Genomic DNA, 12,773 nt, shown 5'->3' on the forward strand with positions numbered 1-12,773 from the left:
ATTTTCGACACGGAACGACAATAGCCATTATAGATGCGATTCGCGCGAGTTCCTGATGAAAAACAGCGCCAACTGAACTACTATTGTCAACTTTCCAACCAATCTAAAAAGGATAGCCGTGAAACACACTAAAACATTGGCAGTCTTCGCAGCATTGATGCTGGGCGCGGGCTGCGCATCCACCAACAAAACTCCGGCGCAAGCCGAGGCTCAACCCGCGCAAGCCGGCAAACCCGCCGACTCACGCATCGATGGTAATTTTCCGGCCGACAGCCCGTTCGCAAAAATCAAACTGGGCATGGCACAGGGCCAAGTCCACGAAATCCTCGGCCAGCCGACCGATACTAAGTCCTATCAAACCGGAAAAGCCTGGATCCCGTTTTATTTTGGCCCGGACGTGATGCGCACCGATGAGTTTTATAAGGGCGTCGGCATTATCACCTACACCGGTGCGGGTATAGGCGGCGTGCATTGGACGGTGTTCCGCGCCGTTTACAACGCGGCCGAAGACGGTTACCCGGATAATTAAGATCAGGCTACGAATTATGGATCACAACATGCAAAACGGTTTCGACTTCGATGTCGTGGTGGTTGGCGGCGGCCCGGCCGGGTCGACTGCGGCCACCTTGCTGGCGCAACACGGCCACAAGATTTTACTATTGGAACGCGACAAGCATCCGCGCTTTCATATCGGCGAATCCATGCTGCCGTTCAGCGAACCGGTGGTGCAACGCTTGGGCATCGATTGGAGCGAGGGCAACCAGTTCAAGAGCGGCGCCGTCTTTATCGACGAAAACACCGACCAGCGCATGTATTTTCCGTTGAGCGTCTATCGCAAGACCTATCAACTGGAACGTGGCCCATTCGATCAGAAGTTATTCGAAAACGCCGCCAAGCACGGCGTCGAGACCCATCAGGAAGAGAAAGTACTCGAAGTGTCCTGTCAAAGCGGCGGCGTCGAAATCGTCTCCGATAAAGGCCGCTACCGTTGCCGTTATCTGGTGGACGCCACCGGCCGCACTGCGCTGATGGGCAGGAAGGACAGGACTATCGATCGGATCGAAAACCTGGGCAAGTTTGCCGTCTATACCCACTTCGAGCAGATTCAGCCCGGCGAAGAGGCGGACGAATTGTTCCGCTCCGGCAGCATCTATGTACTGGTGGTGGACATCGGTTGGATCTGGATCATTCCGTTGTCCGGGCGGCGCTTGAGCGTGGGCTTGGTGGTGCAGAAAGAACGCCCCAAGGACTGCGAAGTGGAGGACTTGTTGCAGCGTTATCTGGCGGCCTCGCCCATTCTGAATCGATTACTGGCAGGCGCCCGGCAATCGGCGCCGATTCGGGTCGAGGCCGATTTCAGCTACACCAACCAGAACCGCCATGGCTTGCGCTACGCCTGCTGCGGCGATGCCGCCGGCTTTTTGGACCCGGTGTTTTCCTCCGGCGTATTTCTGGCCTTTACCAGCGCAGCCCGTGTCGCCGATCGCATCCATCAGGGTTTTATCGAAGGCCGCGAAGCAGACCCGATGCTGCATGCCGTGGATGACGAAGAATATTTGCTGGGCTTTAACACCATGCGCCTGTTTGTGGAACGCTTCTATCAATCCAACATCGTGCATAATCTATTCTTCGAGGCCCACCGAGACCCTGATCTGAAAGACCAGATCGCCAGACTATTATCCGGTGATTTATGGGTCGACAATAATGCCTTGCAGAAAAGTTTACTGGCTAGCCGGCCAATGCCGGGTTAAATTTTCGCCCGCTACGACGGTTAAGCTTAGAAATCACTTCACGATATTCCACCACGGAGACACCGAGCTTGAAAACTCGCTGCTCTCCGTGACAACAGCGCTGATTATCATTCGCTGATAATGATGGCTAGACCATTTTCATTCAAGCCCTCTGCTTTAACACTATCGATCTTTTGCGGAGACCGAATTACCGAACTCCGTAACTATTCAGTGCGATAGCCCGTTTAACTTTTCCGAACATCAAGGATACCTCGAGTTAGCGGACAAGTAGACCTGAATCGATCAATTCCGATCGATCTCGATATTTTCTTTGCTGCCGCTATTGGAGACTGCGAGCATGATGCCAATACCAATTGCGATAACGACACCGATCAGGGTCCATTCTATCCCGATGCTGGCCAGTACGCCCAATTTCCAGAGCGCGGCCACAAGGCCGCCAATCAAGATAACGTAACCCAATAGAAAAATACCAGTCCATTTCATGAGTCCCCCTTGGTCTGATTCAAACCTTTATGTTATCTAAGGTGATTTTTGAGAAAGTTTGTAGCCACTGCCGATGCCAAACAAGTCGCTGGCTGAGCAGACTTGTACTGAGCAAAGCCGAAGTAAGTGTATCTCTTCTTGAAGCCGGACATATACTGTTTCGTTTCATCCGTCACAGGCTGGCTCACAGACTTAAGCTGCATCGTTCGATGGGTAAGACTCTATCACTAGCCGATCAAAGCCAGCAATCCCTTGATCAACGCCAACGGCGTCGGCGGACAGCCTGGAATGACCATGTCCACCGGGATCACATTGGATACAGAGCCGCAGCTGGCGTAAGACACGCCGAACTCGCCGCCGCAAGCGGCGCAGTCGCCGGCCGCGATCACCCATTTCGGATTCGGCGTGGCCTCGTAGGTGCGGAGCAATGCGGTTTGCATATGCCGCGACACAGGGCCGGTCACCAACAATACATCGGCGTGGCGCGGCGATGCGACGAAATGGATGCCGAAGCGTTCGATGTCGTAATAAGGATTATTCAGCGCATGGATTTCCAGCTCGCAGCCGTTACAAGAACCCGCATCGACTTGGCGAATGGCGATGCTGCCGGCAAATTTGCGGTCGATATGCCGCTTGATTTCCATGCCCAACTGTCCCAGCTCCGCGTCTTTATCGCTGTTTGGATGGGAGCGTAACTTAACCGGTTCGGTCACGATGCCGGTGGTGATGATTTTTTTAAACAGTCGCAGCATGATCGTTGCCTATAAATCGTTGGCCGAATACGAGCCGTTCACGGATTTGTTGCAGACCGGAAAGTCCGGCACGATATTGTTCAGCACCAGCTTTTCCAGCGCGGGCCAGTTCAGCATGCTGGGGTCACGCGGATAGAAACGGCTTATTATATTGTCCGCATCGAAACGCAAATAACTGACGATTTCACCGCGCCAGCCTTCGACAATACCCAGTCCTTCGCTACCGCCGGCAGGCTGTTGCCAGGCACTCACAATCTCGCCGGGTGCCAGCAAGTCGATAAACTGCTCGATCAGTTTCAATGCCGCCATGATTTCCTTGTAGCGTATCCAAAATCGGGAGGCGATATCGCCCTGCGTTTCCAATGCCACTTTAAATTTGACCCGGTCATACGGCGGATAGGCCGCATCGCGGCGTACGTCGAAATTCTGACCGCTGGCGCGGCCGACATAACCGACGGTGCCATAGCCAACGGCAATTTCTTCGGACAAAAAACCGGCGGTGTAAAGCCGGTCTTCCAGCGATGAATTCAGATCCAGCGCGGTGATGATGTCCGCCAATTCCTTCCGCAACTGGATGATTTCCTGCTTGATCGATAGACAAGCCGCTTCCGGCAGGTCGGATCTGACCCCACCCGCTATCACGCAGTCCATCAGCAAGCGATGACCGAAGATATGGGCATTGGTCCGTTGCCAGTTTTCCCTCAGACGGCTGAATTGCATCTGCGCGAACACGAACGCCACATCGTTACAGATAGCGCCGATGTCGCCCAAATGATTGGCCACCCGCTCGCGCTCGGCCAACACGCCGCGTATCAGGGCCGCGCGCGGCGGAATATCGATGCCCGCCGCCTGCTCCATCGCCATGCAGGCCGCCCAGGCATGGCCAACCGTGGTATCGCCGGATACTCGCCCGGCCAAACGCGCCAGCGACTCGGGCGTTCTGCCTTCGGCGATTTTCTCGATGCCTTTATGCACATAACCCAGGCGTTCTTCCAGGTTCAGGATGGTTTCTCCGACCGCCTGAAACCTAAAATGGCCCGGCTCGATGATGCCTGCATGCACCGGGCCGACCGGAATTTCATAAGTGCCGGCGCCATGCGATTTAACAAATTGATAATCCAGATCCGGTGGGGTAATGGCTTCCGGCGAGCCTTGCACCGGAAAATCCTTGCGTAGCGGATAACTATGCTTATCCCAGGCCTTGTGCCGGGTCCAGGACCGATGATCGGGATGGCCGATAAATTTGATCCCAAACATGTCCTGGGTGTGGCGCTCGCTACGGTTAGCGGCCGGATAGACAGTAGCCTGGCTGGGTAATTCGGGTTTCGCATGGCCGATCGTGGTGCGCGCCAGCAAATAGATGCCCTGTTTTTCCAACAAGACATTCACAAAAAACTGCTCCGCGAGTTGCTCAGCCCAGCCGGCCGACCAACGCAGCCCTTGTTCCATGGCCAGTTCCGCCAACTGTTGCCAGTGTTCAGCGGCTACTTGCCATGACAAGATATTGCTCGTGCGCGCGCCGCCATTGACCTGAACGGCGATGCCGGACGCCATCAGTTGTTGTTTAAAAGTTTCGGTCCAATTCAAAGCCGTCATAACGGCGTACTCCCGGAGATCAATAAGGTCGCGCGCGAAAACCAGTCGGCCAGAAAACCCGGAATCGCCAAGCCCAGCCATAACACCAGGACCAGATGTATCATCACCGGCCATAAGTTAGCTTGAATCGGCAACTGGCCTTCGGGCCGTTCGCCGTAAACCATTGGTTGGATGTGTCTGAATAAACCGGCGAAGGCGATGCCGATGCCCAATAACAGGAAGGGAGCCAGCCACGGATACAGATGCATGGTCGCCAGCAACACCAGAAATTCACTGGTGAACACTCCGAACGGCGGGAAACCGGCAATGGCAACGGTACCTATCAGCAAACCCCAACCGATCGTGGGCTGGGTTTTGATCAAACCGCGAATCCGCTCCATGCTCTGGCTGCCGGCCAGTTGCGCGGCGTGGCCGACGGTGACAAAGATGGCGGATTTGGTCAGCGAATGCACCGTCATGTGCAACAAGGCGGCAAAGGTCGCTAAAGGTCCGCCCATGCCGAAGGCAAAGGTCATCACGCCCATGTGCTCGATCGACGAATAACTGAACAGGCGTTTGATGTCTTTTTGCCGGTGTAAAAACAAGGCCGCCACCAAAAACGACAATAAACCAAAGCCCATCATCAGCAGTCCGGCCATATTATCGTGCGTGGCGCCATCGACCAGCATTTTGTTACGCACCACCGCATACAATGCGTCGTTCAACAACAAACCGGACAATACCGCCGACATCGGCGTCGGCCCCTCGGAATGTGCATCCGGCAACCAGTTATGCAAGGGCACCAGGCCAATCTTGGTACCGTAACCGACCAGCAAAAACACGAAAGCGATTTTCAGAATTTCCGGATTCAACTTATCCGCGTTTTGATACAGCACCGACCATAGCAAGGCATTTTGGCCGTCGCCGATTTGCACGGCGGCGTAATACAACAAGATGGTGCCGAACAAAGCCTGAGCGATACCGACCCCGCACAGGATGAAATATTTCCAGGCGGCCTCGATAGCCTCCGGCGTACGGTACAAACTGACCAACAACACGGTTGCCAGCGTCGCGCCTTCCATCGCCACCCACATCACCCCCATGTTGTTGGTGGTCAGCACCAGATACATCGCCAACATGAAACCCTGATACATCGAGTAATACAGCTTCAAGCGCCTGTCGGTCAGTTTGCCCAATTCCTTTTCGTGCGCCATGTACGGGCCGGAAAAAATCGAGGTGGTCAAGCCCACGAAGGCGGTCAGCACAATCAGGTAGACATTGAACGAATCGACCAATAAGGCCTGCCCGGCGGAGTACAGGCTGCCGCCGTTTAATACCATGGCCGCCAGCCAAATCGATGCCAGGAAGCTGATGGCATTAAAGCCGGTATTGAGCTTGCCGGTATCGTCGCGATGGCCGGTCAGCGCGAAAAAAACGATGCCGAGCAACGGAATCAGCAGTAATACATAGGCGGCGATCATTGATCTATCTCATGTAGACGGTTTAAACGGTCGACGTCCAGTGAATCGATGCTGGTGCGGATATGCAGAAAAAAGATACCGAACAATACCGCCGCCACCAGTACGTCAAAGGCGACACCCAATTCAACCACCATCGGCATGCCATTGGTAGCGACGATGGCGGCGAAAAACAAACCGTTTTCTATCGACATAAATCCGACCACATGCGCCACCGCCTGCCGGTGCGAAATCATCAACAGCATGCCCAGCAATACCACGGACAGGCTAACGGCCAAGGCATTGACCATCACGGTCGACGAGGTTTGCACGATCGGATGCAGCACGTAATAGCTGAACACCATCAGACTGGCTCCGCCCATCATCACCGCCGTATTGTTTTTTAACGCCTCCACGTCACGGTGCATGTTCATCGCCAGGACCTGCTTTCTTAACATCCATGGAATGAATATTACTTTCAGCACCAGGGTCAATCCGGCTGAAATATACAGATGATGGTTATTCAGGCTGTAAGCCGCCAGTGCCGTGGTCAAGGTCAACAGCAGGCCTTGCACCGCAAACACAAATATCAGCCTTAACAAGCGCCCCTGTCCCAGCATCAAAAAAGAAGCCAGCCCGACCAAGGCCGCCATCGACAGGATGGCCTGCGTATAAAAATCTTGTTGTTCGATATTCATCAGCGCGAGGCCTCCAGAATGATGTGGCTCAACATGCCCAGCAACCCCAGCAAATAAGCAAAACTGAGATATTCCTGTACTCTGAACAAGCGCATTTTCGCCAGCAAGGTTTCCGAAATGGCCAGTATCACGGCCAACACCGCCAGTTTTGCGGAGATGGCCAGCAAGCCGTAGCCTAATGCCGGCAGGCTAAAGTCTTGGGCGATGCCCCAAGGAAAAAAGATATTGGCGATCAAAACCCCATACAGCATTAACTTCAGCTGGCTGGCCCATTCGATCAAAGCCAGATGGCGGCCGCTGTATTCCAGAATCATCGCCTCATGAATCATGGTCAGCTCCAAATGAGTGGCCGGATTATCGACAGGAATCCGGCCGGTTTCCGCGATTGCCACCAGGATCAGCGCAAACAAGGCAAATACGAACGAAGGCCGCAGCACCAAGCCTTCGTTCAACACGTGTTCGATCGCAAACGACAGGTTGGTGGTCGAGGCGGTCATGGTCAGGGTAAAAACCGCCATCAACATGGCCGGTTCGGCCAACGAGGAAATAGTCATTTCCCGCGACGAGCCCATGCCGCCGAATGCGGTGCCTATGTCCAAGCCGGCCAGCGCTAAAAAGAACCGGGCAAAAGCAAAGAACCCCACCAACACGATCACATCGGCGCTGGCCGAGGTCGGCAAATCCACCGCAATCAAGGGTACTACCGAGGCCGCCAGCACCATGGCCGAAGAAATGATGTAGGGCGCACGGGTAAATATCCACGAGGCATGTTCCGCCACTACCGGCTGCTTGCGGGTTAATTTCAGCAAGTCCCGATAAGGTTGCAGCAGCGATGGCGCTTTGCGGTTCTGCAGGTGGCATTTACACCATTTCAGCCAGCCGGCCAATAACGGAGCCAGTCCGACAAACAACGCGGTTTGTAAAACGGCAATTAACCAGTTCATCAGCTGATCACCCATAGCATCAGGATTAATGTGACAAACGAATAGCCCAGATAAACCCGGATATTTCCGGTTTGAATCCGGCCAACCTGTTTGGCCAGTTGGTTGACCCCATGCGCGATCGGCTGATACAGCCTTGGCCAACAATGATCCTGAATCTGCAAGCGATAATGAACCGCCGCGACCTCCATATCCAATGCGCCTTTCATATCCTTGTCGATTTGTTCGTCCAGCAGCCAGACTTTGGCGAAAATCCGCCGGAACGGCATGGTAAAAGCGCTACCGCTGTATTGCATGCGCGGAGTTAAGCCGCCGAAACCGCAATCCCAGGCCGCCGCGCGGCGCATGGTTTTGGTTTCCGGATTACGGCGCAGATAGCGAAAACTAACGCCACCAGCCATCAATACCCCCACCAATACCAGGAGCGGCGAATACGAAACCTTATTGGCGGCAACCGGTGCCAACCATAACCAACTCGCCGCGCTGTCGCTGGGCAGAGAGTGGCCCAGCAATTGCCCGGCAACGCCATTGATTAGATTAATCACGCCCGAGGGGAATATTCCGAACAAGAAACATAAGCCCGCCAACAGCGCCGGGCCGTACAGCATCGATTTGTCATCGACTTCGTGGGCTTTTTCGCTATTGCGCGAACGCGGTAGGCCCAGAAACATCATGCCGAATACATTGACGAAACAGGCGGCGGCCAAGGCGGCGGTCAACGCTAATGCCGCCGCCGACACCGGAATCAAACTGCGCAACACGCCATTGTCGAGCGCGCTGACCTGTAGCGCGGTCTGGAAAGCCAACCATTCAGAGACAAAGCCATTGAAAAGAGGCAGCGAGGAAATACTCATACAGCCGACCAAAAATAGAAAACTGGTATGCGGCATGCGTTTGATCAAACCGCCCATGCTGTCGATATTCAAATCGTGGATTTGATGCTGCAGTATCCCCGCGCCCAGAAACAACAAGTTTTTGAACAGCGCGTGATTGAAGGCATGAAACAGCGCCGCCAGAAAACCCAGCGCAGCCAGTTGCGGATGGCCGTTGGCCATGAAAATCATCGCCAAACCCAGCACCATGAAAATAATACCGATATTTTCCACCGAACTATACGCCAGCAAGCGCTTCAAATTGGATTGCATCATCGCGTACAAAATGCCGCCCAGCGCGGAAACCGTGCCCAATATCAGCAATACCACGCCCCACTGCCATTGCACCTGGCTTAGCAAATCGAAACAAAACCGGATCAGCCCATATACCGCGACCTTAAGCATCACTCCGCTCATCAAGGCCGAGATGTGCGACGGAGCTACGGGATGCGCTTCGGGTAACCAGACATGAATCGGCACGATGCCGGCCTTCATGCCGAATCCCAGCAAGGCCAGCACGAAGGCGATATTGGCCCAGGTTGGAGACAGCGCGGCTTGGCGCAAGGCGTCGAAAGTAAATCCATCGGTAAAACCCGCCAATACTCCAAAAGCCAAAATAATGGCCAAGGCCCCGACTTCGGCCATCAACAAGTAAATAAACGCGGCGCGGCGGTTGGTGGAATATTCGTGCTGAAACGCCACCAGAAAATAACTGGCAACCGACATCAATTCCCAGGCAATCATGAAAAAGAACGCGTCGTCCGCCAATAGCACCAACAACATGCCGGCCACGAACAAGCCGGTAAACAAACCCAGCACGGCGAAAGGGTGTTGGCTTTCCTGGTAATCGGCCACATAGGCCGGACCGTACAGGCTGACAGCGCCGACGCCGATGCCGACGATCAGGAAGAAAAATCCCGACAAGCCGTCAAAGCGCACATGCCAGGGCAACCAAGGTAAGCCCAACGGAATTTGGCCGCTGAAAACCTGTTGGCTAATCAACACCGCCAGGCCGGCCAACACGGCAAACAGTCCGGACAGCCCCAGCAGTACGAACACCGCCTTCCGCAACAGTAACGGGTAACGATTTTCGTCGAGAGAATAGTCCAAAACCAACCGGCGGCGAGAGCCATCGGAATATCGGGCTAAATAACGCCGATCCAGCGCCAGCAGTAGCGGACGCCGATTCGTCAACAGCGCAAGCAAACCGGAAGCAAAGCTGAATAACACGGCGGCATAGGCCAGCATTAAAACCATCATCGTTTCTCACCTTCTAAAATCCGGTCGGCGACAATACACTCAGCCGAGAGCTGTCTCATCTTATGAACACCTGTTAAGTTCGAGCATACCGCTAGCCGCGGCCCTTGTCGTTATATATTCATGGCCACGAAAACATTTGCGCCACAAGCCAACATGACGGCAATCATCCACGCCGAAGGCAGATGAGATTCAGCAAGGATCAGGCCAAACAAAAATCATCATAAAAATAAGTGGGTTACAAAGCCTATGCCGCCGTACCAGCCCGATTGCCCGGATTAATGGTTGGCTTGAACCGATGACTGGTTGTGCTGAACCGCAGGTGTTGGCTGTTGATGCTTTCAACGCCCATCGTGCCATTTTGGCCCGTTAGGAAACTTAACCTATTGCCGACCTGCCGCTTTATCATGCTTTAACATGGACAGCCTTAATCATCCGCGTATAATTTCCGCAATTGCCGATGCGACCTGCTTGAGCCGCTGATGCGAACAGTCAAAAATCAACCCTAATCTTCCTGAGTTTCCATGAAAATTGTCATTCTTGGCGCCGGCGTCACCGGCTCTTCGGTTGCCGGCGCGCTAGCCAGTGAAGAAAACGACATTGTGGTGATCGATCAAAAGCCGCATCTGTTGTCCGCGTTGAAAGGCCGACTGGACATCGCCACCATCGAAGGTAACGCGGCCCACCCCAGCGTACTGGAGCAGGCAGGGGTCGGCAGCGCCGACATGGTCATCGCCGTCACCGATAGAGACGAAACCAACATGCTGGCCTGTCAGGTCATCAATACTTTGTACGATAAACCCAAAACCATCGCCAGGGTTCGGGCCATCGACTTTCTGAACCACCCGGAACTGTTTCAGCCCGGCGGCATCGACATCGTCATCAGCCCCGAACAAGTCGTCACCGATTCCATCCGCAATTTGATCAAATATCCCGGCGCATTGCATGTTTCCGATTTTGCCAATGGTCTGGTGCGGCTGTTTTCGATTCGGGTGGTGCCGTCCGGCTTCTTGACCGGTAAACGCATCCAGGCCGTCAAGGAAAAACTGGCCGACAGCATGATCCGGGTAGCGGCGATATTCCGCGACGGCAAAGCCATCGCGGTCAATGGCGAAGCGTTGATCGCCACCGGCGACGAAGTGTTTTTTGTCTGCCCGCGCGACAAGGTGCGTAAAACCCTGGTGGATTTGCACAAGCTGGAATCGCCGATCAAATCCATCATGCTGGCCGGCGGCGGCCATGTCGGCAAACGCCTGGCCATGGCCTTGGAGAACAATTATCAGGTCAAGGTCATCGAGCAAGACATCAATCGGGCCAAGGAAATTTCCAACGATCTGCGCAATACGCTGATCTTGCATGGCGACTGTACCGACGAATCCCTGTTGCAGGAAGAAATGATCGAAGATATCGATCTGTTCTGCGCCATTACCAATAACGACGGCATCAATCTGATTTCGGCCGGACTGGCCAAAAAACTCGGCGCCAAAAAAGCTATTTGCTTGATCAACAATAATTCCTATCTGAAATTACTGGACGGCACCGACATCGATCTGGCCATACAACCCAAACTGGAAACCTTGGGCGGCATCTTGAAACATGTCAGAAAAGGCGATGTGGTGGGCGTCAGTTCGGTATGCGGCGGTAGCGCCGAAGCGATTGAAGCGATTGCCCACCGCAGTTTGACTGCCGCATCGGTGGTCGGCTTACGGGTCGATCAGATCAATCTGCCCGACGGGGTTATTCTAGGCGCGCTGATTCGGGAGAAGGAGGTGATTCCGGTGCATCACGACACGGTATTCGCCGAAGGCGATCATGTGGTGATGTTCGCGTTGGATAAAAAGCTGATCAAAGCCATCGAAAACTATTTTCAACCGATTTAGGCGATTCTTTAATATAGGGTTCGCGGAGCGCGAGCCGGGTCAAAGCGAACGACAATATCAAGCGTCGCCATCGATAAACGCCAAAGTCTTTTGCGGCAGACTCTCGCGACCGTCATTCTCTAATGATAGCAAGCTATCCTCATGCACGGCCGTCATGAATTGAATCAGCTGCATTTCAATCTTCAGTTTTTCCTGGGCATCCTGCTCGTCCCACATCCGGTTAAGCAATAGCTTGGCATGATGGTGAATAGTGAAGGCTACCGCTTCCGGCAAATGCACATAACTGGCCCGTAATGATTGCTTGAGTTTGTCCAGCGACTGCAAATATTGCTGATAGTCTTTTAAATCCTGTTTGCACTGCACTTTTATCATCGCCAGTTCGTTACTGTTTCTGGCCTCGGCAACGGCCAACTCATGCGCCAACTGTTGCTCCTGCTTCTTCAGTTGCGCCAACAACGCCATTTCGGACAGCGCCTTGGAACGCTGCAAGTTAGCCACATCGTCCTGCCGGTTCAAGCGCCAATGCAAAGCTTCATCCCGCTTGTCGCGCCAAAGCTCCCAAGCTTGGTTAAACCACTGGCCTAGTATCGACATAAGACCTGATCGCGCAATGCCAGCATCGCTTCGGGATTGGCTTGGCTGTGATGCTGTTTCAAACTCTTATGCAGCGATTTCTCGCCGCCGGGTAGGCCATCATGCCCTTTCAATTCGACACTGATGGCATTGAACAATTCGCGGCTATGCTGCTTATTATTGGCCGCCAACAGACGCTGACGTTTTAATTGGTTTAAGTAATATATCTGGCGCTTTTCCAGCATCAGCCGTTGTTTGGCATCCCGCTGGCGTACTTGCAACATGATCACTCTGCGCATGGCCATGGCTTCGCGGCGGAAATAAAGCACTATATTCCGGCAACAAACCCGTATTAATAGACCGACGCCCAACAGGAACAATACTCCAAAAGCCAGCAGGATGATTTTGGTAGCCAGCGGATAGAGCACGCTCGCCAACCAGACTAGGCCGAGTTGCCAAGCGGCGAAACCGGCGACAAACATTAGCATTGCCAAGCAGAAAGCCATCAAAGCTCCGTGGAGCAATATTTTAGAC

At 53.9% G+C, this 12,773-nt stretch carries 12 protein-coding genes; 3 read left to right on the plus strand and 9 right to left on the minus strand.

Annotation, left to right across the window (positions count from 1 at the left end; all coding sequences use genetic code 11):
- The first annotated feature begins 118 nt into the window (after positions 1-118).
- Together IVG45_RS14225 and IVG45_RS14230 are read left to right on the plus strand one after the other, a co-directional pair.
- Complete coding sequence (locus IVG45_RS14225; protein ID WP_196434465.1) at positions 119-529, plus strand: hypothetical protein; 411 nt, start codon at positions 119-121, stop codon at positions 527-529.
- Between the two features lie 28 nt (positions 530-557).
- Positions 558-1,751: an NAD(P)/FAD-dependent oxidoreductase gene (locus IVG45_RS14230; RefSeq protein WP_230874592.1), complete on the plus strand. Its 1,194-nt coding sequence runs from the start codon at positions 558-560 to the stop codon at positions 1,749-1,751.
- A 282-nt stretch (positions 1,752-2,033) separates the two neighbouring features.
- Here IVG45_RS14230 and IVG45_RS14235 read toward each other — a convergent pair whose 3' ends face one another.
- The 7 genes from IVG45_RS14235 to hyfB all read right to left on the minus strand — a co-directional run bounded on the left by IVG45_RS14235 (position 2,034) and on the right by hyfB (position 9,786).
- The gene (locus IVG45_RS14235) at positions 2,034-2,234 is read right to left on the minus strand and encodes a hypothetical protein (RefSeq protein ID WP_196434467.1); all 201 of its coding nucleotides are present in this window, start codon (positions 2,232-2,234) and stop codon (positions 2,034-2,036) included.
- Between the two features lie 227 nt (positions 2,235-2,461).
- Positions 2,462-2,986: an NADH-quinone oxidoreductase subunit B family protein gene (locus tag IVG45_RS14240; protein WP_196434468.1), complete on the minus strand. Its 525-nt coding sequence runs from the start codon at positions 2,984-2,986 to the stop codon at positions 2,462-2,464.
- A gap of 9 nt (positions 2,987-2,995) precedes the next feature.
- A complete protein-coding gene (locus IVG45_RS14245) occupies positions 2,996-4,582 on the minus strand; it encodes a hydrogenase large subunit (RefSeq protein ID WP_196434469.1) in 1,587 nt (528 codons plus the stop codon).
- Entirely contained in the window at positions 4,579-6,042 is a 1,464-nt protein-coding gene (locus tag IVG45_RS14250) for a hydrogenase 4 subunit F (RefSeq protein WP_196434470.1), read from the minus strand. The genes IVG45_RS14245 and IVG45_RS14250 overlap by 4 nt, the downstream gene beginning before the upstream one ends.
- Positions 6,039-6,716 carry a formate hydrogenlyase gene (locus IVG45_RS14255; protein WP_196434471.1) on the minus strand — a complete coding sequence of 226 codons (678 nt, stop codon included), beginning with the start codon at positions 6,714-6,716 and terminating at the stop codon, positions 6,039-6,041. The genes IVG45_RS14250 and IVG45_RS14255 overlap by 4 nt, the downstream gene beginning before the upstream one ends.
- Positions 6,716-7,660 (minus strand): respiratory chain complex I subunit 1 family protein, encoded by a 945-nt coding sequence (locus IVG45_RS14260; RefSeq protein WP_196434472.1) that lies wholly within the window; start codon positions 7,658-7,660, stop codon positions 6,716-6,718. Before IVG45_RS14260 ends, IVG45_RS14255 begins: the two co-directional genes overlap by 1 nt.
- Positions 7,660-9,786, minus strand: coding sequence for a hydrogenase 4 subunit B (gene hyfB, locus IVG45_RS14265; protein WP_196438042.1), 2,127 nt, complete (start codon positions 9,784-9,786; stop codon positions 7,660-7,662). Before hyfB ends, IVG45_RS14260 begins: the two co-directional genes overlap by 1 nt.
- 524 nt (positions 9,787-10,310) lie before the next feature.
- On the opposite strand from hyfB, the gene trkA reads away from it, so the two are divergent.
- Positions 10,311-11,666 carry a Trk system potassium transporter TrkA gene (gene trkA, locus IVG45_RS14270; protein WP_196434473.1) on the plus strand — a complete coding sequence of 452 codons (1,356 nt, stop codon included), beginning with the start codon at positions 10,311-10,313 and terminating at the stop codon, positions 11,664-11,666.
- A gap of 57 nt (positions 11,667-11,723) precedes the next feature.
- Here trkA and IVG45_RS14275 read toward each other — a convergent pair whose 3' ends face one another.
- Both IVG45_RS14275 and IVG45_RS14280 read right to left on the minus strand, forming a co-directional pair.
- Entirely contained in the window at positions 11,724-12,260 is a 537-nt protein-coding gene (locus IVG45_RS14275; RefSeq protein WP_196434474.1) for a hypothetical protein, read from the minus strand.
- Positions 12,248-12,745, minus strand: a complete 498-nt coding sequence (locus IVG45_RS14280) for a hypothetical protein (protein ID WP_196434475.1) — start codon at positions 12,743-12,745, stop codon at positions 12,248-12,250. Before IVG45_RS14280 ends, IVG45_RS14275 begins: the two co-directional genes overlap by 13 nt.
- Positions 12,746-12,773 lie beyond the last annotated feature (28 nt).

The organism is Methylomonas sp. LL1 (genome assembly GCF_015711015.1).
GTDB lineage: Bacteria > Pseudomonadota > Gammaproteobacteria > Methylococcales > Methylomonadaceae > Methylomonas.